We start from the raw sequence: 23946 nt of genomic DNA, 5'->3' as shown, positions 1-23946 counted from the left end.
CTCACTCCGTCTCGTGGTGGGGTGCGGTGGCCGCGACCATCAGCTGGCCGAGCGCCAACCCGCCGTCGTTCGGGGGGACTTCGCCGTGCCGCAGGACCGTGAAGCCGTCGGCGCCCAGCAGGGCGGCGCACTTGTCCTCCAGCAGGGCGTTGGCGAACACCCCGCCGGTCAGGGCGACCGTGCCGAGGCCGGTCGCGCCGCGGGCCCGGCGGCAGATCTCGGTGACGGCGCGGGCCACGCCCCGGTGGAAGCGGGCGGCGAGGACCGGGGCCGGGGTGCGGCGGCGCCGGTCGGCGAGCAGTGCCCGCAGCATCGGAGCGGGGTCGCAGGCGAGGGTGGCGCCGCCGGTGAGCCCGAAGGGGTACGCCACCGCGTCGGCGTCCCGCGCGCCGAGGGCGGCGGCCTCCAGCTCCAGCGCGGCCTGCGCCTCGTACCCGGCACGGTGGCACACGCCCGCCAGGGAGGCCACGGCGTCGAAGAGGCGGCCCATGCTGGAGGTGGGCACGCAGGCCACCTGGCGGTCCAACTGCTGGCGCAGCAGGGCGAGTTCGGACGGGGTGCAGGCGGTGACGCTGGGCAGGTCAGCCTCCCAGGGCAGGCCCGCGGCCCACAGCCGGGCCAGGGCCAGCCGGCAGGGGTTGGCCACGCCCGCGTCGCCGCCGGGCAGCGGGGCGGGGGTCAGGTGGGCGAAGCGGCGGTAGCCGGTGTAGTCGGCGAGCAGGATCTCGCCGCCCCACACGGTGCCGTCGTCGCCGTATCCGGTGCCGTCGAAGGCGACGCCGATGACCGGAGTGGTGCCGTCGAGGCCGTGTTCGGCCATGGCGGAGGCGATGTGGGCGTGGTGGTGCTGGACGAGTCGCAGCGGGAGCCGGGCGCCCGCGCGTCTGCGGGCCCAGCCGGTGGAGTGGTAGCCGGGGTGCCGGTCGGCGGCGATCAGCCGGGGGGTGACATGGGTCAGCCGGGTCAGCTGCCGCTCGGCCCGCCGGGCGGCCTCCAGGGTGGCCAGGTCGCCCATGTCGCCGATGTGCGGCCCGAACCAGGCGAGGTCGCCCTCGCCGAGGCAGGGCACGTTCTTCAGGTCACCGCCGATCGCGAGCGCGGGCCGGACCGGGACCGGCAGCCGCAAGGCGCGCGGGACGTAGCCGCGCGAGCGGCGCAGCACCTGTTCGGTGCCGTCGGGGCGGACCCGCAGCAGGGAGTCGTCGCAGGGCGCGGCGATGGGCCGGTCGTGGGCGAGCCAGGCGTCGGCGAGCCCCGCGAGCCGGGTGAGGGCCTCGGTGTCGCCGGTGACGATGGGTTCGCCGGAGCGGTTGCCGCTGGTCATGACCAACACGCGGGGGCCCGGCGGGTCGCCGGGCAGTCCGAACAGCAGGGTGTGCACGGGGGTGTAGGGCAGCATGATCCCGAGGTGCGGGCTGCCCGGACAGACCTGCGCGGCCAGTTCCCCCGCCGGGGTGCGGCGGCGCACCAGCACGATGGGGCGGCCGGGCCCGGTCAGCGCGGCGCGCTCGGCGGGGGTCAGGACCGCGAGGCTCTCGGCGACCGACAGGTCGGCGCACATCACGGCGAACGCCTTGCCGCCGCGCTCCTTGCGGCCGCGCAGCCTGGCGACGGCCTCCGGGTCGGTGGCGTCGCAGGCCAGGTGGTAGCCGCCGAGTCCCTTGACGGCTACGATCCGTCCGGCGGCGAGCAGCTCCCGTGCCGCCGCGAGGGCGTCCGCGTCCCGCGCCGGGCGCACACCGGGGCCGGTCAGGACGAGCCGCGGGCCGCAGCGGGGGCAGGCGACGGGCTGGGCGTGGAAGCGCCGGTCGGCGGGATCGCCGTACTCGCGGGCGCAGTCCGGGCACATCGGGAAGCCGCTCATGGTGGTCGCCGCCCGGTCGTACGGCATGCCGGTGGCGATGGTGAAGCGGGGACCGCAGTGGGTGCAGGTGACGAACGGGTGCCGGTGTCTTCGGTCCGCCGGGTCGGCGAGTTCGCGCAGGCAGTCGGCGCAGGTCGCGGTGTCGGGCGGGAGCTGGGCGCGGCCGGCCGCCCGCTCGGTGGTGCGGATCGCGAAGGGTCCGGCGGCGCCCGTGGGGGGCAGGTCCTCGTGGGCGACGCGGGTCACCGTGGCCAGCGGCGGCGGCCGGTGGGGCAGCAGCGCGCAGAACCGGTCCACCTCCGCCACCGGGCCCTCGACCTCGATCAGCACGCCGTCGCCGGTGTTGCCGACGAACCCGGCCAGGCCCGTCTCGGCGGCCAGGCGGTGCACGTACGGCCGGAAGCCCACCCCCTGCACGGTGCCGTGCACGGTGAGCCGGCGGCGGACCGGGCCGGTCGCGGGAGCGGTCATGCGACGGGCGCGGACTCGGTGTGGGGGTGGTGGTGTCCGTGCGGATGCGGGGCGAGGGGCGGCCGGTGCGCGGGGGCGCCGTGCCGGGCGGCGAGCGCGTGGTCGAGGAGGGTGCCGACGCCGTCCCCGGTGCGGGCGCAGGACCGTACCATTTGCACGCCCGGATTGACCCGCTGCACGTTCGCCCGGAAGGCGCTCTCGTCGAAGCCGGCGGCCTCGGCGAGGTCGGTCTTGGTGATGACGACGACGTGGGCGGAGCCGAAGGCGGTCGGATACTTCAGCGGTTTGTCCTCGCCCTCGGTGACCGCCATCAGCACGATCCGCAGGGTCTCGCCGAGGTCGTAGGAGGCCGGGCAGACGAGGTTGCCGACGTTCTCCACGAACAGCACCGAGGTGTCCTCGGGCAGCCAGCCGGTGAGCCGCTCGCGTACCTGGCGGGCCTCCAGGTGGCAGAGTCCGTCGGTGAGGACCTGTTGGACCGGGGCGCCGGAGCGGGCGAGCCGGGTGGCGTCGTTCTCGGTGGCCAGGTCGGCGGTGAGCGCGGCCACGGGCACGCCCCGCGCGACCGCGTCGGCGAGCATCCGGCCGAGGAGTTCGGTCTTGCCGCTCCCCGGACTGGAGAGCAGGTTGACGACGGCCACCCCCCGCCCCGCCAGTTCCTCGCGCAGGCGCGCGGCGAGGTCGTCGTTCTTCGCCAGGACGGCCTGTCGGACGTCGGACCGGCACATGGGCGCTGCTCCTCGGGTCGGGTGGCTGGGCCCCCGAGGCCGCGTCCCGCGCGGCCTCGGGGTGTCACCGATCTTCGGCCGTCGCGGGCGCGTGGGCGGGCAGCGCAGCCGGGTGGACCGGGCCGTTTTCCATCGAGCGGCCCAATGAGGCGGCCGGTGCGTCCGGGTCGGCCAGCAACAGCGGGACGAGCCGGTGCAGCGCGGTGACGGCGGGCTCGACGGCGCCGCGCACGGGCGCGCTGAGTCCCGGCAGGATGTCCTCGTCCCCGGCGGGCAGCACCTCGGGTTCACAGGCCAGCACGAGGACGCGGGGCAGCGGCTCCTCGCCCAGGTGGGTGGCCAGGGCCAGCACCTTCGCGGGATCCATGCCGTGCGCCTCCGGCGGGACGGTGCCGTCGGGGGGTTCGGCCTCGATCAGGGACAGCGTGCCGGGCCGCCGCCCGCGCCGGGCGGCGTCCACGAGGACGGCGGTCCGGCACCCGCCGAGCAGGTCGTAGGCGAGGTCCAGGCCGCGGATGCCGTAGTCCCGCACCCGCGCCCCGGCGGGCAGGGGGTGCTGTTCGAGGGCGCGGATCACCTCGGGTCCGAAGGCGTCGTCGGCGAGGAAGATGTTGCCGACACCGGCGACGAGCAGGGGTGCGGTCATCGGGCGACCCCCGCGTCGGTGCCGCCGGTCCGGCCGGTGCCGCCGGCTCGGCCGGTGTGCGGGCGGGCCGGGTCGGTCGGTGCGGCGAGCGGGCGGGGTGAGCCCGCCGGGGTCTTGCGGACGAAGGCCGCCCGCAGGGCGTGGTACGGGGCGTGCGGGTCGAAGAACAGGGCGTGCATCCGGGTCAGTTCGGCCCGCCGGTACTCCGCGAGGGGCCGGTGCCGTTCGTCGGCGGCGCGGGCGGACGCCTTCGCGGCGATACGGCGGTCAAGGCCGGGGTCGGCGGCGAGGGTGGCCGCGAGCCGCCGCACCGCCGGGGCGAACGCGCCGGGCGCGGCCGGTACGAGCCGGTCCACCAGCCCGAGCCGTTCGGCGCGCGCGGCGCTCACCGGCAGCGCCTCCCCGGTCATCCGGCGGGCCTCGTCCGCGCCGACCCGGCGGGGCAGGGTGTACGTCCAGAACTCGGAGCCGTACAGGCCCATGCGCCGGTAGTGCGGGTTGAGGACCGTGCCGGTGCGGCACCACACCTGGTCGGCGGCGAGGGCGAGCATGGCGCCGCCCGCGGCCGCGTTGCCGGCGAGCGCGGCCACCACCAGCCGGTCGGTGGTCCGCAGCACCGCCTCCACCAGGTCGTCCATGGCGTGCAGGTTGACCCAGGACTCGCGGCCGGGATCCGGGGCGGCCTCGATGACGTTCAGGTGGATGCCGTTGGAGAAGAAGTCGCGCGGCCCGCCGAGCACCAGGACGCGGGTGGGACGGGTGAGCGCGTGCTCGTAGGCCGCGAGCAGTCGGCGGCACTGGCCGGTGCTCATCGCGCCGCCGGGGAAGGAGAAGCTCAGCAGGCCGACGTCGCCGTGCTGCCGGTAGCGGATGTCGGTGTAGGTGCGCCGGGCCTCGGGCAGCTCCAACGGGGCGGGGATCTCCGGGAGTTCGAGGGCTTCGCGGGCTCCGAGGACGTCGGTCGCGGGACGGCGGAAGGGTGCCGGGTCGCCGGAGTTCCTGCGCGGGCGCAGTTCCGGGATCCAGACCGCGCCGTCCCGCGTGGCCCGGCAGACCGCTCCCGCCCGCCGGGCCAGCAGCTCGCCGGGCCGGCCGCGCAGTTCGTCCTCCGGGTGGCCGCCGTGCAGGAACAGCTCCCGGCCGCGGAGTTCGTCGAGGACACCGGGCCGGGAGTCGGCGCCGCGCAGTTTGCGCAGCACCGTCTCGGTGTCGTCGCGCGCCCAGTCGATGCGCCGCCGCTCCTGGCGGAAGGGGTCCCGCCAGACCACGTCGATCGACGGGTCGCTCTGCGGGCGGGGCTTGAAGCCGCCCTCCGCGTGCCGGCGTACGGCCGTGAGGACGGCGGCGACGGCGGCGTCGGCGACCTCGTTGCGGTACAGGTCGCTCTTGCCGACGGGCGCGACGCGGAACGGCTCGGCGGCCCAGACGGGCCCCGCGTCCATGCCGGACTCGGCCTGCAGCACGGTCACGCCCCACTCCCCGGACTCCCCGGCGACGGCCCAGTCCAGCGCGGCGGGGCCCCGGTCGCCGGGCGGTCCGGGGTGCACGATCAGACAGGTGTGCTCCCGCCACACGTCCTCCGGCAGGGCGGTGGTGAGCATCGGGGCGATGACGAGGTCCGGGCGCGACTCCCGTACGGCGGCCCGCACCGGCTCCTCGCCCTGCGCCGCCAGGACGGCGTCCACGCGGTGTCCCCGGTCGGAGAGTTCGGCGTACAGGCGCTGGCAGAGGCTGTTGAACGCGCTGGCCACGAGCAGGATGTCCATGAGGCGGCATGCTCGCCCCCGCGCCCCGCCCCAGCGAAGGACCGCCACGGGTTTTCACTCCTGCCGACGGATGCCCTTGCGCCATCCGGACCGCGCGTGTCCGCGCCGTGTCGCCCCGCCCCCTTAGGGAACCCGGTCCCTGCTCCCGGCGGAACCGAACGGCTATGGAGGTCCCATGACGACGCAGGCCGCAGCAGGCTACGACGAGCGGGGCGAGGTGCCGCTCACCGGCTACGCCGCCCTCGCCTCGGTGTTCGCGGCGGGCACCGGCACCTTCGCGCTGCTCGCCCGGCGGCGGGGGGTACGGCTGCCCGAGCAGGTGCCGCCGTGGGACGTCGTGCTGCTCGGCACCGCGGCTTACAAGGCGTCCCGGATGCTGGCCAGGGACAAGGTCACCAGTTTCGTGCGGGCGCCGTTCACGCGGCGGACCGGCGAGGGCGAGGCGAACGAGGTCCTGGACGAGCCGCGCGGCCAGGGTGTCCGGCGGGCGGTCGGCGACCTGCTCGCCTGCCCGTTCTGCGTCTCCGCCTGGGCCGCCGGGGCACTGGTGTGCTCGTACGCCGCCGCGCCCCGGTTCACCCGGCTGGCCTGCGGCGGCTTCGGCGCGCTGACCGTGGCGGACTGGCTCCAGTACGCGTGGACGTGGACGCAGCGGACCGCGCAGGACTGAGCGGCACCACGCGGCGGACGACCGGCAGGGCCGGGCTCCCTGCCTGCCGGCCGTCCTCCCCCGACGGCCGTCATTCCTCGTCGGGCGCCGGGATCAGTTCTATGTCGAGCACGCCCTCGTCCTGGAACAGCTCCGAGGTCAGCCGGGCCGGGTCCCGAGTGCCCTCCAGTTCGAGGAGGACGCGGGCGGCGTCGTCCGTGCGGCCGGGCAGCCGTTCGACCTTGACCTGCACGATGCGGAAGCCGAGCCGGGTGCAGGTCTGCATCAGCCGGGGCAGCAGCGCGGAGCCGGTGCGGTAGGTCAGCCGGGCCTCGAAGGCGGTGGAGGTCGTGCCGGGGACCAGCCGGCCGGAGAAGTAGGAGTAGCCGCGCACCACCAGGAAGTGCAGGGCCGTCACCGCCAGCGCGAGCACGGGCAGCCCGCCCCCGCAGGCCATGCCGACGGCGCAGGTCAGCCAGACGGTGGCGGCGGTCGTCAGGCCCCGTACCGCGTCCCGTCGTACGAAGATCAGGCCGCCGCCGATGAAGCCGATACCGGAGACGATCTGGGCCGCGACGCGGGAGGGGTCGAAGGAGACGTTCTCCAGGCCCAGTACCGCGGTGAAGCCGTGCTGGGACACTTCCATCATCAGCGCGCTGGCGATGCCGACCAGCGTGTGGGTGCGCAGGCCCGCGCTTTTCTGCTGGGCGGCGCGCTCCCAGCCGATCAGGGTCGACAGCACCAGGGCGAGCCCCAGCTCGGCCAGCTGCCGGGGCCCCTGGCCGTTGTGTATGTCCCACAGCGGTGCCGCCAGCCACACTCCCGCCATGCACACCTCGCATGTCTCGCGTTCGATTCGTCCTGCCGCTGGCGCCTACCCCCGAGGTGGTCTCCTGACGCTACCGGGACGGCCCCGGCCGCGCCCCTCGGCATTCGGCCGTCGACGTGGGTACCCGGCCGGGGCGGGCGCGTTCCGGCGGGGCTCGTGAGACGCCGGGACGCGGCGGAACCCGAGGAAGGGGACGGACGCATGCGGCACGACGAGATGATCGGGAAGGTGCAGGCGCTCGCCCGGATGCCCGACCGGGGCTCCGCCGAGCGGGCGGCGCACGCGGTCGTGACGACGCTGTCGGAACGGCTGCCGTCCGGGCTGGCCCGGCATGTGGCCGCCCAGTTGCCGCCCGACATGGCGGACGCGATGCGGCGGGCGGCGGACGCGGACACGACGTCCGCGCGGGAAGGAGAGCCGGGCGACCCGCGTGCGGACGGCTCCGGCGCCGCGGGCGAGCGGTTCGGGCTGACCGTCTTCGCCGGACGCATCGCCGACCGCGCGGGCACCGACGAGGACACCGCGCTGCGGGACGCCGCCGCCGTACTGGAGGTCCTGGACGCCGCGCTGGCCCCGGAACTGACCGAGCGGATGGCGGACGCGCTGCCGGCGGACATCCGGGAGCTGCTGCCGGTGGAGCGGGCGAAGGAGGGGCTGGAGGGGGAGCGCTGACGGGAGCGGGCGGCGGTACGGTCACGGATGGCGATCCGTGTGCGTGCGCGCAGGCAGGGCATACGTAGCAGCGACCGTCCGCCGCCCCGCCCGGAAAGGTGCTCGATGGCCTTCTTCGCCCTCTCCCGGCAGCAGCCGCTGACCCTGCTCTCCGCCACCGACCTGGCCGCGGCGCACGACCGGCTGGTGGAGCGGAACCGGCAGCTGGAGCAGGCGGTGACCTCGCACGCGGTGATCGACCAGGCCATCGGAGCCCTCGTCGTCCTCGGCCGCATGACGCCGCAGGAGGCGTGGCGGGCGCTGCGCGACGTGTCCCAGCGCACCAACATCAAGGTGCGTGCGATCGCCGGACACGTCCTCGACCACGCACGGGGCGGTGCGCTCCCCGAGGCGGTCCGCGCCGAACTCGCCGCCGCCGTCGCCCGCCACCGCGCGGACTCCGCTCCGGAGCGGGTCAGCGACGTCCGGGCCTGACCCGGCGGCGCCGGCGCACGCGAGCGGCACGGGGCTTGGACGGACGGGTCACCCATCGGTCCTCGACCTGATCGAGCCCGAACAGCAGCAGACTGAGCACGGGGAGCAGCAGAACCGCGACGGTGATCACTGGAGGTAGCCCCCTCCTGGCCGACGACACCCCGCGAGTGCCCCGGTACCGACCCGCCCACCGGGGAGAGTTGTGGAGGTCCCGTGACCGCCACCGCACCGGGGCCGCGTGGCCCACGTCCACTGTCACATCACTCGCCTCCTGTCACATCTCCAGGCGGACGCGCGTCATCTCCGTGGTGTCACGTTCGCGGGCGGGGGGTGACCCGTGTGCGGGCGTTGGGCGGGCCGGGTGGGTGGGGCTGTGCTTACGGTGCCTCCAGGAGCGTGCGACGGGAGCGATGGTGGGCGATGCGCGGCGGCGGGCGGCCGGGCCGGGGGGAGGCGGGCGCCGGGCGGGGCTCGGCAGCCGGCCCGCGTACTCGGTGCGGCTCGGGGCCTCCCCGCGCCCCGAGCCGCTGGAGCCGGTGGCCGAACGCACCGTGCCCTGGCTGCGCGTCGCCGCGGCCTACTCCTGGCGGCTCATCCTCGTCGGCGTCGTCGTCTACGGCGTCTTCAGCGTCCTCGGCAGCTTCCAGCTGATCGCCGGCGCCCTGTTCCTGGCGCTGGTCGTCACCTCGGTGCTGCGCCCGCTGGCCGACCTGCTGGACCGGCTCCTGCCGCGTCCGCTGGCCGTCGCCGCCGCGCTGGTGGGCAGCCTGCTGGTGTTCCTCGCGCTGCTCGCGCTGGTGGGCAATGCGGTGGCGGGCGAGTCGCCGCGGCTCGCGGGCGAGTTCAGCGGCGGTGTACACCGGATCGAGGAGTGGCTGCAACGGCCGCCGTTCCGGCTGAGCCCCGGCCGGCTCTCCGCGCTCGAACGCCAGGTGACGAACTACCTCGCCGCGCACCGCTCGAACCTGCTGAGCAGCGCCGTCAGCGGTCTCGGCCGGGTGGTGGAGCTGGTGACGGGCGGGGCGCTCGCGCTGTTCGCCTCGGTGTTCTTCATCCACTCCGGGGAGCGGCTGTGGTCCTGGGCGCGCGAGGAGCTGCTGCCGGCCGGGGCGCGCACGGCGTGGGACCGGGCGGGGCAGGCGGCCTGGCGGACCTTCGCCGGGTACACACGCGGCATCATCATCGTGGCCGCCACCAACGCCGTGCTGGTGGGGGTGGCGCTGCTGTTGCTGCGGGTGCCGCTGGCGCTGCCGCTGACCCTGCTGGAGTTCTTCGCCGCGTTCGTGCCGCTGGTGGGCTCGCCGGTGGCGCTGGCGGTCGCCACGGTGGTCGCGCTGGCCGGGCGGGGGCCGCTCACGGCGCTGGCCGTGCTGGCGCTGATCGTGGTGATCGGCCAGCTGGAGGGGCATGTGCTGCACCCCGTGGTGATGAGCTGGGCGGTCCGGCTGCATCCGCTGGTCGTCGCCGTGTCCGTGCTCGCGGGCAGCATCGTGGCGGGGGTGATCGGCGCGATCGTCGCGGTTCCGCTGGTCTCGGTGGTGTGGGCGGTACTGCGGGCGCTGCGGGCCGTACCGCCGTAAGGAGCCGCCGGGGCGGATCGGTGGGCCGGGCCGTGATCGAACAGGGGATCACTTGTTCCCTCGAACAGGTGGGCGTCGTTCATCAGACCGCCTCGACTACGCCGACCGGGTGATACTTACGTTGTGCGAGTGACGGGCTGCAGACCGTATTCGAGCACGGGTCCCACTCAGAGATACAGCGCAAGGAGCAGCACGACCATGAACATCCTCACGAACGTCCTCGCCGGCCTCGTCCACCTCGTCGGATGGCTGGTCTGACGCCGAGGGCCAGGTGAAGCAGAGCGGCGCCGTCTCCCCGTCCCAGGGAGGCGGCGCCGCCGTCGTGCCGCCGGGCGGGCTCAGCGCAGGGCCGCCGCCACCAGCGCGGCGATCTCCGCCTGCGGGACGCCGCCGCCGTTGACCAGCCGGTCGAAGACGAGCCCGTCGATGCAGAGCAGCAGCCAGACCGTCCGTTCCTGCGCGTCCGCCACGCCCTGCGCCGCGAGGAAGTCGCACACGGAGCGCCGCGCCCGGTTCTCGCGCGGCACGAGGATCTCGCGCAGCACGGGATCGTGGACGCTCTCGACGGCACAGGCATAGCGCGCGAGCGTGCGCCGCCGCCCGTCCCCGGTGAGCCGCGCGTGGCTCAACTCGCCTATACGAGCGACCAGTTCAGCGGCGGACCGGGGTGCCGGCAGCCGCTCCCCCATCCGCTCCAGCTCCGCCTGGTCGAGCGCCACCAGCCGCCGTACCAGCGCGGCGAGCAGGGCCTGGCGGGTGCGGTAGTAGGCGGAGGTGGTGCCGGCGGGCAGGCCGGCCGCGCGGTCGACGGCGCGATGCGTCAGGCCCCGGACACCGGTGTCGGCGAGCACGGTGATGGCCGTGTCGGCGAGGAGAGTACGTCGGTCAGTGGACACCCCTTCTTTCTACACCCCGCCTTCTACAACTGTAGAACCACGCGGTACGGTCTTCTACAGCTGTAGAAACGCCAAGGCGAAGGGGGCCCGGCATGGGCGACACGGCGGTGGTGGTCGGGGGCGGCATCGGCGGGCTGGCGGCGGCCGTCGGGCTGTGCCGGATCGGCTGGCGGGTGCGGGTCGTGGAGCGGGCGGCGGTGCTGGACGACGCGGGCGCGGCCATCTCGCTGCACGCCAACGGGCTGCGGGCGCTGGACGCGCTCGGCGCCGGAGCGGCGGTGCGGGCGGCGGCGCACCCGCAGTACACCGGGGGCACCCGCACCCCCTCGGGCCGCTGGCTCGCGCACATGGACGGCCGGGCGCTGGAGCGGGCGCTGGGCACGCCGATCGCCGGCATCCGGCGCTCGGTCCTGCACCGGCTGCTGCGCGCCCGGCTGCCGGAAGACTGCCTGCGCACCGGCGCGACCGTGGCCACGCTGTTCCGCTCCGACCCCGCCACGGTGGGCGTGCAGCTCCCGGACGGCGTCATGGCGGCGGACCTCGTGGTCGCCGCGGACGGGGTGAACAGCCGGCTGCGCGCCGAGCTGTTCCCCGACCACCCCGGCCCCGCCTACAGCGGCTCCACCGTGCTGCGGGCCGTCACCCGGCACCCGCTGGCCCTGCCCGCCGACTTCGAGCTGACCTGGGGCGCCGGCGCGGAGTTCGGGCACATCCGCCTCGCGGACGGCCACGCCGAGTGGCACGCGGTACTCAACTCGCCGCCCGGCGTCCGGCACGCGGACCCGCTCGGCATGCTGCGGCGCCGCTTCGCCCACTGGCACGAGCCGGTCGGCACCCTGCTGGCGGCGACCCGGACCGAGGACGTGCTGCACCATGACATCACCGAACTCGCCACTCCCCTGCCCTCGTTCGTCTCCGGCCGGGTCGCCCTGCTCGGCGACGCGGCGCACGCGATGACCCCGAACCTGGGGCAGGGCGCCTGCCAGGCTCTGGAGGACGCGGCGTGCCTGGCCGCCGCGCTCGCGGACGCCCCCTCGATCCCCGCGGCGCTGGCCCGGTACGACGCCGAGCGCCGGCCCCGCGCCCAGGCGGTCGCCCGCGCCGCCCGCCAGGCGGGCCGGATGGGCCAGCAGCTCTCCCACCCGCTGCCCGTCGCCCTGCGCAACACCGCCCTGCGGCTCGTCCCGGCCAGGGCGGCCATGCGGACCATCCTGCGCCATGCCGACTGGACCCCGCCGACGATCCCGGCGGGGCATCACACGCCGTGACGCCGTCCACACCCGACGCCGGCCGCCCCGTCCGGGCGTGCGCCGTGATCCCGGTCCCGCCGCGCGGCCGTTCACGGCGGTCGCGCCCGTTACCCGACCCTCCGCGTCATGGCGCCGAAGCCGTCGTGACATCCGGCACATCGCCCCGCCAAACACGCCCTTCCGTCGAGGAGGCATGCGTAGGCCCCGACCCGCTGGTCACCCGGTGGCCTATGCGAAATGGGCGTTCTGAGCAGGCCGTACGACGGGTGGTGGGCGCGGTCCGGCTCGATCTGTCGGCCGCGGCGGGGAGTCTGCGCCGGGCCTGTGCCCGGCCCGGCCGGGAGCGTGATCTGGCCGCGCAGGCACTGAAGGCGGCGCTGGCCGCGTGGCTGACCTGGCTGATCGCGGGCTGGTGGCTGCACGCGCCGGTGGCGTTCGTGGCGCCCTGGGTCGCGGTGGTCCTGGTGGAGTCCACGGTCTACCGCTCCATCACGCACGGCCTCCAGCAGCTCGGGGCCATCACCGCGGGCACGATCGCGGCCACCGCCGTCGGCCTGGTGCTGCACAGCACCGCGGTGGCGATGGCGGTGGTGCTGCCGCTCGCGCTGCTGCTCGGACACTGGCGGCGCCTGGGCAACCAGGGCATCTACGCGGCGACCGGTGCCCTGTTCGTCCTCACCGACGGCGCCGTCACCGTGGCGACCTCCGCCGACCGGATCGCCGCGGCGGTCTTCGGCGCGGGAGTGGGCATCGCGGTGAACGCGCTGGTCCGCCCGCCGCTGTATCTGCGCGACACACGGGCGGTGCTGCGGGACGCGACCGAGGAGGCGCACGACATCCTGCACACGGTGGGCGACGGGCTGGCCTCCGGGCACTGGGACGCCGAGGAGGCGGGCGCCTGGCACGAGCGGGCGCTGCGGCTGCACCGGCACGTGGACGAGGCCCGTTCGGCGGTCGACCGGAGCCGCGAGAGCCTGCGCGGCAACCTGCGCCGCCGCGGGGCCGTACCGCCGCCCGGCAAGGGCTACGACGACGCCATCACGGTGCTGGACTACGCGGCCGTGCACATCGCCGGGGTGACCCGCACGGTCCTGGAGGTGGCCGCCGAGGACCGGGCCGCACCCCGGCCGCACCCCGGCCTCGCCCGCAGCTACGCGCGGTTCCTGTGCCGTACCGCCCGCGCCCTGCGTCTGTACAGCCGCAGCCGCTTCGACTCCCCCCGCGAGGACGAGCTGCGCGCCGAGGTGACCGGCCTGCGCGCCGCCCTCGACAGCCTCCGCGGGGAGCTGGCCCGGTCCGCCACGGGTCACCCGGACGACCTCGCCACCTACGGCACGCTCCTCGCCCAGGCCAACCGGCTCACCGACCACCTCCTGGCCTCCACCGGATGAGCGCCGTCACGCGTCCGCGGCCCGCACCACCCCGAACTCGGCGTCCCCCACCGTGAGTACGCCGTCGCCGACCGGGCGGCACCGCACTCCCCCGCCGCCGCGCAGCGCCCGCTGGGCGCCGGGCCCGAGGGTGGCGTCCATCCAGGCGCAGGGCCGCGCCGGGCGGCGCACCTCCAGCTCCACCGGTCCGGTGCCGCAGTCGAGGAAGACGGTCGCGCCGATGTGGGCGTCGATGTCCACGCCGCGCAGCAGGACATTGCGCCGGGTGAGCAGCAGGCCCGCCCGCGGCGACCCGCTGCGCGGCAGCCGTTCGGCGGCCATCAGGGTGATCGAGGCGTCCCGGTGGGCGGGGCGGTTGAAGTAGCGGTCGCCCTCGATGCCGAGCCCGGCGCGCACCCGGACGCTCTCCACCAGTTCGCCGGGCGGCAGCTCGGGCAGGCCGTCGCCCGGCCGGCCGGCCAGCCGGTGCACCGGGGAGACCAGCAGCTGGAGTATCTCGACGCGCGCCACGCCACGAGCCTACCCGGCGCCCCCGCGCGGTCGGAGCGTCCCGGCAGGCGCGGGGCGCGGTCGGCCCGATGCCCGGTCAGCCGGAGGCGAAGGTCTTCAGCTGCTTCTCGCTGCCGTTGAAGCGGTCGTGGTCGCCCACGGTCTTGCCGGTGGAGGTGTACTGCCACATCGTGTAGTACGCCCAGCCGGCCGGCAGGGTGCCCGCCGTCGAGGCGTATCGGGCGATCCACAGCGGGTTGGTCGCGCTGAATCCGCCGTAGTTGCCGGTGCACTCGGTCCACCAGTTGGTGGCGGTGTAGATCACGGCGGCGCGGCCGGTGCGGGCCTTGTAGCGGTTGAGGAAGTCGCGGATCCAGGCGACCATCTGGCTCTTGGTCTTGCCGTAGCAGTCACCGCCGTACGGGTTCCACTCGATGTCGAGTACGCCGGGCAGCGTCCTGCCGTCCGCCGACCAGCCGCCGCCGTGGTTCACGAAGTAGTCGGCCTGGGCGGCGCCGCCGGTGCTGTCCGGGGTGGCGAAGTGGTAGGCGCCGCGCACGATGCCGACGTCGTAGGAACCGTTGTACTGCTGGGTGAAGTAGGCGTTCTTGTACGAGGTTCCTTCCGTGGCCTTGGTGTACGCCCAGCGCACCCCACTGCCGTACAGGGTCGACCAGGCGACGTTGCGCTGGTAGCTGGAGACGTCCACGCCCTCGGTCAGACCGGTGCGGGAATCGGACAGCGAGTCGGCGGTGGGGCCGGTGGCGACACCGTCGTGGGCGAGGACGCCCATGCCCATATAGGCGCTGCCCCGCTCGGGGGTCGCGGCGCCGCTGTCGGGCACGGCCGCCGGGACGGACAAGGTGAGGAGGAGGCCGGTCAGCACGCCGGTGACGGTCAGGCGTGAGCGGCCGCGGGAAAGGGCTCTCGAGGTTCGCACGGCTTCCATCTGACCCGGCATCGGGCCGCACCGCACTCCGGGCGCCGCCCAACGAAGGCGGATGCGCGCGGGTTTGGGCCATCCGGGTGGCCGCCCGGCCGGTCGCGGGCACCCCGTGCGGGGCGATCGCGACCGGCCGGGGTCCGTCAGCCGTCGATGCGGTGCTGGGTCCAGAAGGAGGTCAGGTCCGTACTGGTGGCGGCCTGGGCCGCGGCCTTGAACTCGGCCGTGGTGGACACGCCGTACCAGTGCGCGCTCGCGTAGTCCTTCAGCAGCTTGGCCATGGCGGTGTCGCCGAGGACGCGCCGGAGGTCGTGCAGGGCGCACTTGCCGTAGCCGTAGACCACGGTGGAGTAGCGGGAGGAGTGCGCGTCCCAGTACGCCATCGAGTTGGTGATCTTCTCCGCGCTGGAGGCCCAGGAGACGCTGTTCCAGCAGTTGGCTCCGGTGATGCCCTGCGCGAGGTCGGTCGAGTAGTCCGCGAACGCCTCGTCCAGCCAGGGGTTGTTGTACTCGTCGTCGCCGACGATGCCGTACCACCACTGGTGGGCGATCTCATGGGTGAGCGCGGTGCTGCTGACCAGGTCGAGGACGAATCCGGGGTACTCCATTCCGCCGAACCAGTAGTTGTTGTCGAGGACCGCGTCGAGTTCGCCGTACGGGTAGGCGCCGAAGCGGCCGGCGTGGGTGTCGACGGCGGACTTGGCGGTGCTGAGCATCGACTGGGCACTGGCGGAGCTGATGCCGGACACCGAGTAGACGTTCACGGCGACCCCGGCCGGTGAGGTGCCGGATATCTTGCTGAAGGGCCCGGCGGCCCAGGCGAAGTCGCGGACCTTGGCGGCGGTGGCCGTGGTGACGGTACGACCGCTCGTGCCGGGGGTGTCGGTGGAGGTGCCGGCGGCCGGGACCAGCAGGGTGCTCGGGTGGTCGAGGGTGACCTTGAAGTCGGCGGCGAGCGAGTAGAAGGCCTCGCCGTTGTCCGTGTAGGGGTCCAGGTGCCAGCCCGCGCCGTCGCGGATCGCGAGGACGGGCAGGGCGTTGCCGATGAAGCTGTACGCGCCGTCGTGGCCGAAGCGGTCGGCGCCGCTGGGCACGGTGATGCCGAGGTCGAAGCCGATGGTGGCGCTCTGTCCCTGGGCGAGCGGGGCGGGCAGGGTGATCTTCAGCGCGGTGCAGGCCACGGACAGGTCGCCCGCGGTGCCGCCGGTGACGTTGCCGACCGTGATCGGCATCGCGGAGCAGCTGCCGTGGTAGTTGTCCCACAGCCGCAGATAGACCTCGCCGAGCGCGGTGGCGGAGGCGTTGGTGAAGGTCACGCTCTCGTGCCCGGTCCAGGAGGTGCCGGTGCTGTCGCTGCTGAGGCTCACCGTGTAGCCGGGCGCGGCGGGGGTGCGGGTGGTGTCGGTGGCCGGGGGCGCGCTGCCGCCGGAGGTGTCGAGGGCGACGTCGTCCAGCACGAAGCTGGTCTGGAGGCTGGAGTCCTCGGTGCCGCTGAAGGACAGGTTCACCGTCTGCCCGGCGAAGGACGACACGTCGAACGACTTCCGCACGTAGCCGGTGTTCTTGTCGAGATTGGACCAGGTGCCCAGCGTGGTGCCGCCGATCTTGGCGGTCAGCTTGTCGTAGGCGGTGCTCGTGGTCGTCTCGGCGGTGTCGATGTGCAGGTAGAAGCTGAGGGTGGCGGTGCCGCAGCCGCCGGGGATGGTGACGCTCTGGCCGAGGCTGTCGGTACGGCTCTTGCCGGTGCCGTCCAGCCAGGCGTACGAGCTTCCGCCGTGCGGGCTCTGCCCGGTACGGCTGGTGATGAGGGTGGACGCGGACGGGGTCCACGCCGGGCTGCCGTTCTCGAAGCCGCCGTCGGTGACCACCTGGGCGGCGGTGCAGTCGGCGGGGGCGGCCGGGGGCGCGGTGTGCGCGGCGGCGGGTACGGCGGGGAGGAAGAAGGCGGCCAGCGCGGCGGCGGTGAGCGCGGCAGCGCCTGCGGCCTTGTGGGGGGTGGGTCTCACACGCTACTCCTTTGCGGCGGCCGGGGTCCCGGCCTGCTCGACGGCCGGCCGGCGGGGTTGCGCCGGGGCGGCCGCGTACGGGGCTTGCGCGAGCGCTGTGCTGAAGAACCGGTGGAACCGGCCGCCTCCCGCTGGGGCCGGGCGGCGACTGCCGAAAGAGTGCCAGATTTGACCCGTGCATGCCAGACGGCGCGGTCGGCTCCGCCCATCCGGCGGGCCAGGCCCCGGCCACCGCGGGCACCGCCCGCCTCGGGAGGCGCGGTCCGTGGCCCGCCGCACGGCAGGCGGTGTCCGAGTGGTGAGGCCGGGTCAGGCCGCGCGCACCGTCAGCAGCACCGCGCGCAGACGGTCGCCCGAGGGGGCGGGCCAGCCGGTGGCCACGTGGCCGAGGGAGGGCGCCGCCGGGACCGGCGGGTTGGTGTCGCTCGGGGTGAGGACGCGGTGCAGGTGCAGGACCGTGCCGTGCGGAGTGGGCAGACGGGTGCCGTCCGCGTCGTCGACCGGGGCCGGGGTGAAGGCGGCCGGGGTGAGCGGGGCGCCCGTGTAGGCGTGGGTCACCTCGTGGTCCGGGAAGTCGGTGATGCTCTGCGCCATCGCCTGCGTGCCGCCCTCCATGAGCCGCAGCAGTTCGGTCACCAGCACCGGGTCGCACAGGCCGTCGTACGCCCAGCGCCTGCCCAGGACGCCGTGCTCCATCGTGCCGACGAGGGCGTGCTCGGCGCCCTCCAGCGGCGCGCCCCGATAGCTCAACGGCATGAGGTACGCGGTCCGTTCGGGGCTGCTGGTGTCGGTGACGATCATGATCTCGATGCCCACCTCGCCCTCGGGGTCGTCCAGCCGGAAGCCGCCGGTCTTCTCCAGGACCGGGGTGCCGGGACCGCCGCGGTACCAGGGGCGGGAGGGCAGCCACCCGGCGAGCAGTTCGACCTTGGACGGGATGAGAGTCGTGTGGTGGATGACGGCCATGGCGGTGCGGTCTCCCGGTGGTGAGCGTGCGGAACGCCCTCAGCCTCGCACACCGTCCGTGAAGTCCAGCGCGGGGCTCAACGACGCCCAGGGATTGGGCCCTTCGCCGGTCACCGGCCCGCAGACCCCGGCTCCCCGCTCCCGCGCGGTGCGCACCGCGAGCGGCACCAGGGCGGCGGGGACGCCGTACACCAGGTGGCAGATCCGGTCGGCCGGGTGCCGCGCCGCCCAGGCCGGCCGGGTGAACGCGGAGACGTACGTCGACCAGTGTCCCTCGAACGTGACGGTGAGATCGGCGAGCCGGGCGTACCCCGGCGCCGGATGGACGCCGGGATTGAGCACCACGGTCCCGGCGCCGAGCCGCCGCAGCCCCCGGACCAGGCGGCGGCAGCCGGGCAGGCCCTCGGGCGTCGCGGTGACCCGGTCGAGGAAGCAGCCGTGGGTCCCGTACCACAGCCGGTGCCGGCGCACGTCCTCGGCGATCGCGGCCCGGTCCCGCATCCCGTAGTCGGTGTCGACGTAGCCGAGCAGCCGGGCGCCCGCCGCGCGCAGCGCCCGAGCCGCCGCCGTGTAGGCGGGGTCGGGCGCGGCGCCGGGCCCGCTCGCGGGGTTGAGGACGACCGCACGGGTGCGGGCGGCCGCCGTGATCAGCCGGTGCCAGGCGCCCGGATCCTGCGCCGGGTGCACGTACAGCGGGACCAGCAGGCTCACGGCGCCGCCCACAGCGCGGCGAGCGCGTCGTCCAGGCCGTGCGCCGGGCGCCAGCCCAGGGCGCGTGCGGCGGCGGCGATGTCCGAGCACTGCCAGGACACCCGGCCGGAGCGCGCAGAGCCGTCCCCGTCCTCCGCCAACCCCCCTTGGAACCCGGCCAGTTCGGCCAGCCGGTGCACCAGGTCGCGCACCGGTACGGCCCCGCCGCCGCCGATGTTGAGCACGGGCGGCAGGGGTCCGGGCGCGGTCACGGCGAGGGCGACGGCTTCGGCGACATCGCGGGTGTCCACGAAGTCACGGTAGGCCGACAGGTCCCCGAGCCGCAGCACGGCACGGGGATCGGGGCCGGCCGTGCGCAGCAGCGCGGCCATCCGGCCGGGCAGGCTCGCCGCGGGCGCCCCCGGCCCCACCGGGTTGCCGATCCGCAGCACCACCGCGTCCACCCCCGCAGAGGTCACCGCGAGGGTGCCGGCGAGTTTGGTGGCGCCGTAGGGGGTGACGGGACAGGCGGGCGCCGACTCGGTGACCGCCGCGCACGGGGTGCCGGGGCCGTACTCGGCGGCGGAGCCGAGGTGGACCAGACGGGCGGCGGGGGCCGCCTCGCGCAGCGCGGCGCAGAGCGCGGCCGGCCCCCGCGCGTTGACCTCGGCGAGCGTCACCGGGTCGCCGCCGGTGGCACCCGCGCAGTTGACCACGGCGTCGGGCGCGGCCGCCGCCAGGGTCTTGGCCAGCCGCTCGGGCGGGTCGGCGGCGAGGTCGACGGCGTACCCGGCGCCGGTGCGGCCCCCGGTGAGCAGGTGCGCGCCGGGGAGGGCGCGTACCCGCTCGGTCACCCGGCGGCCCAGATATCCGGTACCGCCCAGGACGAGAATGCGCATGCGGGACTCAGGCTCCCTTGAGCAGCAGGGACTTGCGGCTGGTGAACTCGGCGTTGGCCCGGTCGTAGTCGTCGGGGCGGCCGATGTCCAGCCAGTAGCCGCCGAACTCATAGGCGTGCGGCGGGTTCTGGGCTCTGAGCAGGTCGAGGACGAGTTCGTCGAAGCCGAGCGGCAGGCCGGGGGTGTAGCCGTCGAGGGTGGCGCGGGAGAGGCCGTAGACGCCCATCGAGACCCGGTAGTCCATGCTGGGCTTCTCGGTGAAGGCGACGACCTTGCTGTGGTCGGTGGTGAGCACGCCGAAGTCGATGTGCACCTTGCGGGCGTAGGTGGCGATGGTGAGCGGGGCGCCGACGGCGCGGTGGCGGCACAGTACGTCCGCGTAGTCGAGGTCGGTGAGGACATCGCCGTTCATCACGAGGAAGTCCTCGGGCAGCCGGTCCTTCAGGTTGAGCAGGGGGCCCATGGTGCCGAGCGGGCTCTCCTCGGTGGCGTAGTCGACGCGCATGCCCCACTGCGAGCCGTCGCCGACGTAGGCGCGGATGATCTCGCCGAGGTGGCCTATGGCGAGGGTGCAGCGGGTGAAGCCGGCCGCGGACAGCTGGCGCAGCACGATCTCCAGGATGGCGTGCTGGTCGCCGATGGGCACGAGCGGTTTGGGCAGCGCGGTGGTGTAGGGCCGCAGCCGGACGCCCTTGCCTCCCGCCAGGATCACTGCGTGCATGGGGTGCCTCCTTCGAAGACGTCGTGACGTGCCGGACGGATCAGATGTTGTAGATGCCGGTCTTGTAGCGGGCCAGGTTGGCCGGGTCGCGGAAGAACTCCACGGTGTGCGCGAGGCCCTGTTCCAGGGTGTGCGCGGGGCTCCAGCCGGTGGCGGCGGTGAGCCGGGTCGCGTCGGCGACGAGCCGCATCACCTCGGAGTTCGCGGGCCGGACGCGCGCGGGGTCGGCGCGGACGTCGAGCGGGGTGTCCATGACCTTGCCGATCAGCGCGACCAGGTCGCCGACCGAGATCTCGGCGCCGGTACCGGCGTTGAAGGTGCGCCCGACGACCTGCCCGGCGGGGGCGCCGCCGACGGCGAGGAAGGCCCGCGCGGTGTCCTTGACGAACAGGAAGTCGCGGGTGGGCCGCAGATCGCCGAGGGTGATGGTGCGCTCTCCCGCGGCGACCTGCCCGATGACGGTGGGGATGACGGCCCGCATCGACTGGCGCGGTCCGAAGGTGTTGAACGGCCGCAGGGTGGCCACCGGGGTGCCGAAGCTGGCGTGGTAGCTGTCGGCGAGCCGGTCCCCGCCGGCCTTCGAAGCGGCGTACGGGGACTGGGTGTTGATGGGGTGGTCCTCGGTGATCGGGACGGTCCGCGCGGTGCCGTAGGTCTCGCTGGTGGAGGTGTGCACCAGGCGGGGCGTGCCGAGGGCGCGGACCGCTTCGAGCACGTTGAGGGTGCCGGTGACGTTGGTCTCCACATAGCTGTGGGGCGCCTGGTAGGAGTACGGGATCGCGATCAGGGCCGCCAAGTGGTAGGCCACGTCGGCTCCTTCGAGCAGGCCGCGCACGGAGCCGGGGTCGCGGACGTCGCCGAGGACGATCTCCACCTGGTCCAGGACGTCCGGGGCGAGGGCCTCCAGCCAGCCGTAGGAGGAGAAGGAGTTGTACTGGGCCATGGCGCGCACCCGGTGCCCTGAGGCGACCAGGGCCTCGGTGAGGTGGGAGCCGATGAAGCCCTCGGCTCCGGTGACGGCGGCGAGCGGTTGGGAGGTCAACTGGTTGGTCCTTCCAGTGAGTCGAGGAAGAAGGAGGTTCTGGTTCAGGCGTGCCGGGCCGGGCGGCCGAGCAGCCGCAGCGCGCACGCCAGAAGACACGGCACGGCGGCGGCGCAGGCGAGCGGCAGGGCGGCAGGGCCGGGTGGGAGGTGCAGTGCGGTGACCGCGCCGGCGGTGCCGGCGGCGGCCAGGCAGATCGCGGCGGGCGGCCAGGCGGTTCCGAACGCCTGGAGGAGCAGCGCGGTCCACAGGGTGGCCGCGAGCAGCAGCAGGGGGGCCGGCGGGGCGCCGGTGAGGTATGCGGCGGGCAGCAGCGGCAGCAGGTAGCCGAGCAGGCACAGGGCGAGGACGCCGGTGGAGCGCAGCAGGAAGCCGGCGGGGGTGGCGGTGGCGCGCAGGGCGGCGACCGACAGGCCGCGGTAACGGTAGAGCAGCCATTCGGCGGGGCCCATGCTGAGGGTCAGCACGATCACCGCGTAGGGCTCCCGGCGCCCTTCGAGCAGCACCAGCAGCCCGGCGGCCAGCCCGAACAGGCCGTAGGGCAGCGACCAGCGCAGCGGGGGCCGCCGGCCGCCGTCGGCGGCGGGCTCCCTGAGCAGGCGGCGCAGGGCGTGTGCGGTGACGGTGAGGGTGGCGAGCAGTGCGAGCAGGGGCAGGCCGAGGCGCAGCGCACTGCCGGGGTGCCACCGCAGCAGGCAGGCGGCGCCCGCGAGCAGCGGGCTCAGTGCGGCGAGCAGGGTCCTCTCCCGTGCCAGGACCAGCAGGACCCCCGCGGCGGCGAGGTAGAGCGACTGGGCGGCGACGGCGAGCAGGACCGGGCCGCCGCCGGTGAGCGGCGCGGCGAGGGCGGTGGCGAGTACGGCGCCCGCGGGCGCGCCGGCCGCCAGGGTGCGGGCGGCCTCGCGCGGTCCGGTGGCCTTGCGCAGGTGGGCGCGGTGGCCGAGCCCTTGGCCCCAGGCCCAGGAGACGAGGCCCGCGAGGATCAGCGCGGCGGCGTGCCGGCCGGGGTGCCACAGGGGTGCGGTGAGCGGGTAGGCGAGGCCCGGCAGGGCGAACAGCAGCCCGCGCAGCAGGCAGCGGACATGGTCGGGGCGCCAGGGGTCGGCGGCCGGTGCGGGCTCGGGGAAGGTGCGGGGCACCTGCTCGTAGAGGGCGGTGGCCAGCGAGAACAGGTTCGGGTGCCCGTACCGGTCCTTGATCGTCTCGGCGGTGAGTCCCTCGGCCTCCAGCAGGGCGGCGACCTCGTAGGGGTGAACGGCCGGGCCGACGCGGTCGGCGAGTTCGGCGGCCAGCAGGCTGACGGCCGCCTCGTCGGTGCCGTGGCCGGCCAGCCGCAGGGACAGGGTGCGGTCGTCGGGGCGGGCGAGCCGCAGGGCGAGGGTGTCCTGTTCGGCGCCGCCGGGTTCCAGGGCCATGGGTCCGCTCATCCGGCCAGACTCCCCGCGGCGGTCCGGTGTCCGGGCTCGCGCACCGGTGCGGACGGGGTGGTGAACTCATCTGCCTGGTAGGCGAGTTCGAGGTATATGGAGCGGAAGGTGTCGATGGTCTGCCGCAGGGTGAACTGCTCGATCACCCGTATCCGCGCGGCTTCCCCCATCGCCCGGCGCCGGTCGCCGTCGCCGAGCAGTTCCAGGGCGGCCGCGGCCATCCGCTCGGGGTCGCGCGGCGGTACGACGAGACCGGTGTCGCCCACCGCCTCGCGCACCCCGCCCACATCGGTGGAGACGGTGGCCCGGCCACAGGACATGGCCTCGATGAGGGTGAACGGAAAGCCCTCGCTGATGCTGGAGAGCATCACGACGTTCCCGGCCGCGTAGGCGTCCTTGATGTCCTCGACGCGGCCCTCGAAGGCGACGGCGTCGGCATGGCCCAGCTCGGCCGCCAGCGCGGCGCAGCGCTCCCGGTACGCCTCGCCGCCGCGGGGCGTGCCGCCGAACAGCCTCAGCCGGGCCTCGGGTATCCGGGCCCTGACGAGGGAGAACGCGCGTATGAGGGTCTCCAGGTCCTTGATCGGATCGACCCGGCCGGCCCAGCTCAGGGTGGGGGTGCCGGGTTCGGGTCCGGCGGGCGGGAAGGCGGCCGGGTCCACGCCGTTGTAGACGGTGCGGATGGCCTCCGGGTCGGCGCCGCCCTGCTCCTCCCAGAGCCGGTTGTAGCGGTTGCCTGGGGTGATCAGGGCGGCTTTGCGGTAGCTCTCCTCGGCGAGCAGCCGGAAGAAGCCGAGGACGAGAGCCTTCACCGGCCAGCGGTAGGGGGCGGTGCGGTAGCCGAGGTAGCGCTCGCGCAGGTAGACGCCGTGCTCGGTGAGCAGCAGCGGCACCCCGTGCCGGTCGAGGGCGGCGAGTCCGGGCAGTACGGCCACTCCCCCGCTGACCGCGTGGGCCACGCCGTGCCGGGGCGCGGGCGCGGCGAGCGGGCGCAGGGCGTGTTCCAGCAGGGCGGTGGCGGTGACCGCGTCGTGCAGGGTGGGGCGGGCCTCGCGCACGGCGAGCCCCGGCCGGTTCCACACGGCGGCGAGCAGGGCGATGGCCCGGTCGCCGCGCAGGAACGCGCTCAGCGCCCCGTCGGCGGCGGCTCGCGCCAGCAGGTACAGGGCGGGCGGGAACTGGTCCTCGGCGCGGGGGTCGAGGAGCGCGGTGAGGAAGCGTTCGTAGGCGGCGGTGAGCCGGGCGAGGGCGCGCCCGCGGGGCGGACGGCCCGCGGGCGGCTCACCCCACATGGGGACGGAGAGCACCTGCCGGACCTGGGCGGGCAGGTCCCAGACGACGGGTTCGCGTCCGGTGCCGGTGACGGCGACGACGTCGAAGTCCAGATCGGGCATGCCCTGGACGAGTTGGTCGCACCAGACGCTGACGCCGCCGTGGCTGTGCGGGTAGGTGCCTTCGGTGAGCAGGGTGACGTGCGCCGCGCCGGGGCGGCGCGCACCGTGGTGAACGTGCATCGATCGGGCTCCACGGCCTCAGTGGTGGGGTGG

Annotated in this window: 22 protein-coding genes; 6 read left to right on the top strand and 16 right to left on the bottom strand. The window is 74.9% G+C overall.

The features are described 5' to 3' along the window. Window position 1 precedes the first annotated feature (1 nt). From hypF to ACZ7EC_RS12190, 4 genes are all read right to left on the bottom strand, one after another. Entirely contained in the window at window positions 2–2335 is a 2334-nt protein-coding gene (gene hypF / locus ACZ7EC_RS12205) for a carbamoyltransferase HypF (protein WP_471061395.1), read from the bottom strand. After that, window positions 2332–3063, bottom strand: coding sequence for a hydrogenase nickel incorporation protein HypB (gene hypB, locus ACZ7EC_RS12200; RefSeq protein WP_471061393.1), 732 nt, complete (start codon window positions 3061–3063; stop codon window positions 2332–2334). The genes hypF and hypB overlap by 4 nt, the downstream gene beginning before the upstream one ends. A gap of 64 nt (window positions 3064–3127) precedes the next feature. Then, window positions 3128–3709, bottom strand: a complete 582-nt coding sequence (locus ACZ7EC_RS12195) for a hydrogenase maturation protease (RefSeq protein WP_471061390.1) — start codon at window positions 3707–3709, stop codon at window positions 3128–3130. After that, window positions 3706–5475: an enoyl-CoA hydratase-related protein gene (locus ACZ7EC_RS12190; RefSeq protein WP_471061387.1), complete on the bottom strand. Its 1770-nt coding sequence runs from the start codon at window positions 5473–5475 to the stop codon at window positions 3706–3708. Before ACZ7EC_RS12190 ends, ACZ7EC_RS12195 begins: the two co-directional genes overlap by 4 nt. A 175-nt stretch (window positions 5476–5650) precedes the next feature. On the opposite strand from ACZ7EC_RS12190, the gene ACZ7EC_RS12185 reads away from it, so the two are divergent. After that, window positions 5651–6145: a DUF1360 domain-containing protein gene (locus ACZ7EC_RS12185; RefSeq protein WP_471061384.1), complete on the top strand. Its 495-nt coding sequence runs from the start codon at window positions 5651–5653 to the stop codon at window positions 6143–6145. A gap of 70 nt (window positions 6146–6215) precedes the next feature. On the opposite strand, the gene ACZ7EC_RS12180 is transcribed toward ACZ7EC_RS12185, so the two are convergent. Next, entirely contained in the window at window positions 6216–6953 is a 738-nt protein-coding gene (locus ACZ7EC_RS12180; RefSeq protein WP_471061381.1) for an MgtC/SapB family protein, read from the bottom strand. A gap of 201 nt (window positions 6954–7154) precedes the next feature. Between ACZ7EC_RS12180 and ACZ7EC_RS12175 the strand changes: the two genes are divergently transcribed. The 3 genes from ACZ7EC_RS12175 (at window position 7155) to ACZ7EC_RS12165 (ending at window position 9679) form a co-directional block, all read left to right on the top strand. Then, window positions 7155–7625 (top strand): DUF2267 domain-containing protein, encoded by a 471-nt coding sequence (locus ACZ7EC_RS12175; RefSeq protein WP_471061379.1) that lies wholly within the window; start codon window positions 7155–7157, stop codon window positions 7623–7625. 105 nt (window positions 7626–7730) lie between these two features. Continuing rightward, on the top strand, window positions 7731–8099 hold the full coding sequence (locus ACZ7EC_RS12170) for an ANTAR domain-containing protein (RefSeq protein ID WP_471061377.1): 369 nt from the start codon (window positions 7731–7733) through the stop codon (window positions 8097–8099). A gap of 410 nt (window positions 8100–8509) precedes the next feature. Then, on the top strand, window positions 8510–9679 hold the full coding sequence (locus tag ACZ7EC_RS12165; protein WP_471061374.1) for an AI-2E family transporter: 1170 nt from the start codon (window positions 8510–8512) through the stop codon (window positions 9677–9679). A gap of 338 nt (window positions 9680–10017) precedes the next feature. Here the strand turns inward: ACZ7EC_RS12165 and ACZ7EC_RS12160 are convergent, their stop codons facing one another. Next, window positions 10018–10575 carry a TetR/AcrR family transcriptional regulator gene (locus ACZ7EC_RS12160; RefSeq protein ID WP_471061371.1) on the bottom strand — a complete coding sequence of 186 codons (558 nt, stop codon included), beginning with the start codon at window positions 10573–10575 and terminating at the stop codon, window positions 10018–10020. Between the two features lie 92 nt (window positions 10576–10667). Here ACZ7EC_RS12160 and ACZ7EC_RS12155 point away from each other — a divergent pair, with 92 nt between their 5' ends. Together ACZ7EC_RS12155 and ACZ7EC_RS12150 are read left to right on the top strand one after the other, a co-directional pair. Continuing rightward, a complete protein-coding gene (locus ACZ7EC_RS12155) occupies window positions 10668–11843 on the top strand; it encodes an FAD-dependent monooxygenase (protein WP_471061368.1) in 1176 nt (391 codons plus the stop codon). Window positions 11844–12055: 212 nt separating this feature from the next. Further along, the gene (locus tag ACZ7EC_RS12150) at window positions 12056–13216 is read left to right on the top strand and encodes an FUSC family protein (protein WP_471061365.1); all 1161 of its coding nucleotides are present in this window, start codon (window positions 12056–12058) and stop codon (window positions 13214–13216) included. Between the two features lie 6 nt (window positions 13217–13222). On the opposite strand, the gene ACZ7EC_RS12145 is transcribed toward ACZ7EC_RS12150, so the two are convergent. The 10 genes from ACZ7EC_RS12145 to pelF form a co-directional block, all read right to left on the bottom strand. Next, window positions 13223–13726, bottom strand: coding sequence for a molybdenum cofactor biosysynthesis protein (locus tag ACZ7EC_RS12145; protein ID WP_471061363.1), 504 nt, complete (start codon window positions 13724–13726; stop codon window positions 13223–13225). A gap of 76 nt (window positions 13727–13802) precedes the next feature. Then, window positions 13803–14654, bottom strand: coding sequence for a lysozyme (locus tag ACZ7EC_RS12140; protein WP_471061360.1), 852 nt, complete (start codon window positions 14652–14654; stop codon window positions 13803–13805). Between the two features lie 137 nt (window positions 14655–14791). Next, a complete protein-coding gene (locus ACZ7EC_RS12135; RefSeq protein WP_471061357.1) occupies window positions 14792–16654 on the bottom strand; it encodes a M1 family metallopeptidase in 1863 nt (620 codons plus the stop codon). Between the two features lie 309 nt (window positions 16655–16963). After that, the gene (locus tag ACZ7EC_RS12130) at window positions 16964–17620 is read right to left on the bottom strand and encodes a maltokinase N-terminal cap-like domain-containing protein (protein WP_471061353.1); all 657 of its coding nucleotides are present in this window, start codon (window positions 17618–17620) and stop codon (window positions 16964–16966) included. Window positions 17621–17659: 39 nt separating this feature from the next. Continuing rightward, a complete protein-coding gene (locus ACZ7EC_RS12125) occupies window positions 17660–18331 on the bottom strand; it encodes a spherulation-specific family 4 protein (protein WP_471061349.1) in 672 nt (223 codons plus the stop codon). After that, complete coding sequence (locus ACZ7EC_RS12120; RefSeq protein WP_471061345.1) at window positions 18328–19209, bottom strand: NAD-dependent epimerase/dehydratase family protein; 882 nt, start codon at window positions 19207–19209, stop codon at window positions 18328–18330. Before ACZ7EC_RS12120 ends, ACZ7EC_RS12125 begins: the two co-directional genes overlap by 4 nt. A gap of 7 nt (window positions 19210–19216) precedes the next feature. Further along, on the bottom strand, window positions 19217–19930 hold the full coding sequence (locus tag ACZ7EC_RS12115) for a nucleotidyltransferase family protein (RefSeq protein WP_471061343.1): 714 nt from the start codon (window positions 19928–19930) through the stop codon (window positions 19217–19219). A 40-nt stretch (window positions 19931–19970) separates the two neighbouring features. Continuing rightward, entirely contained in the window at window positions 19971–20972 is a 1002-nt protein-coding gene (locus ACZ7EC_RS12110; RefSeq protein ID WP_471061340.1) for a GDP-mannose 4,6-dehydratase, read from the bottom strand. A gap of 44 nt (window positions 20973–21016) precedes the next feature. Next, entirely contained in the window at window positions 21017–22399 is a 1383-nt protein-coding gene (locus tag ACZ7EC_RS12105) for a hypothetical protein (protein WP_471061337.1), read from the bottom strand. Further along, window positions 22396–23913: a GT4 family glycosyltransferase PelF gene (gene pelF, locus ACZ7EC_RS12100; RefSeq protein ID WP_471061334.1), complete on the bottom strand. Its 1518-nt coding sequence runs from the start codon at window positions 23911–23913 to the stop codon at window positions 22396–22398. The genes ACZ7EC_RS12105 and pelF overlap by 4 nt, the downstream gene beginning before the upstream one ends. Window positions 23914–23946 lie beyond the last annotated feature (33 nt).

The organism is Streptomyces sp. NPDC037203 (assembly GCF_055605065.1).
Note: the sequence above shows the minus strand (reverse complement) of the source record. Positions and strands in the feature narration are given on the sequence as shown.

Coding starts and splice junctions, on each gene's coding strand:
- hypF (WP_471061395.1), bottom strand. CDS start 2,335: ATGACCGCTCCCGCGACCGGCCCGGTCCGCCGCCGGCTCACCGTGCAC.
- hypB (WP_471061393.1), bottom strand. CDS start 3,063: ATGTGCCGGTCCGACGTCCGACAGGCCGTCCTGGCGAAGAACGACGAC.
- ACZ7EC_RS12195 (WP_471061390.1), bottom strand. CDS start 3,709: ATGACCGCACCCCTGCTCGTCGCCGGTGTCGGCAACATCTTCCTCGCC.
- ACZ7EC_RS12190 (WP_471061387.1), bottom strand. CDS start 5,475: ATGGACATCCTGCTCGTGGCCAGCGCGTTCAACAGCCTCTGCCAGCGC.
- ACZ7EC_RS12185 (WP_471061384.1), top strand. CDS start 5,651: ATGACGACGCAGGCCGCAGCAGGCTACGACGAGCGGGGCGAGGTGCCG.
- ACZ7EC_RS12180 (WP_471061381.1), bottom strand. CDS start 6,953: ATGGCGGGAGTGTGGCTGGCGGCACCGCTGTGGGACATACACAACGGC.
- ACZ7EC_RS12175 (WP_471061379.1), top strand. CDS start 7,155: ATGCGGCACGACGAGATGATCGGGAAGGTGCAGGCGCTCGCCCGGATG.
- ACZ7EC_RS12170 (WP_471061377.1), top strand. CDS start 7,731: ATGGCCTTCTTCGCCCTCTCCCGGCAGCAGCCGCTGACCCTGCTCTCC.
- ACZ7EC_RS12165 (WP_471061374.1), top strand. CDS start 8,510: ATGGTGGGCGATGCGCGGCGGCGGGCGGCCGGGCCGGGGGGAGGCGGG.
- ACZ7EC_RS12155 (WP_471061368.1), top strand. CDS start 10,668: ATGGGCGACACGGCGGTGGTGGTCGGGGGCGGCATCGGCGGGCTGGCG.
- ACZ7EC_RS12150 (WP_471061365.1), top strand. CDS start 12,056: ATGCGAAATGGGCGTTCTGAGCAGGCCGTACGACGGGTGGTGGGCGCG.
- ACZ7EC_RS12140 (WP_471061360.1), bottom strand. CDS start 14,654: ATGGAAGCCGTGCGAACCTCGAGAGCCCTTTCCCGCGGCCGCTCACGC.
- ACZ7EC_RS12130 (WP_471061353.1), bottom strand. CDS start 17,620: ATGGCCGTCATCCACCACACGACTCTCATCCCGTCCAAGGTCGAACTG.
- ACZ7EC_RS12120 (WP_471061345.1), bottom strand. CDS start 19,209: ATGCGCATTCTCGTCCTGGGCGGTACCGGATATCTGGGCCGCCGGGTG.
- ACZ7EC_RS12115 (WP_471061343.1), bottom strand. CDS start 19,930: ATGCACGCAGTGATCCTGGCGGGAGGCAAGGGCGTCCGGCTGCGGCCC.
- ACZ7EC_RS12105 (WP_471061337.1), bottom strand. CDS start 22,399: ATGAGCGGACCCATGGCCCTGGAACCCGGCGGCGCCGAACAGGACACC.
- pelF (WP_471061334.1), bottom strand. CDS start 23,913: ATGCACGTTCACCACGGTGCGCGCCGCCCCGGCGCGGCGCACGTCACC.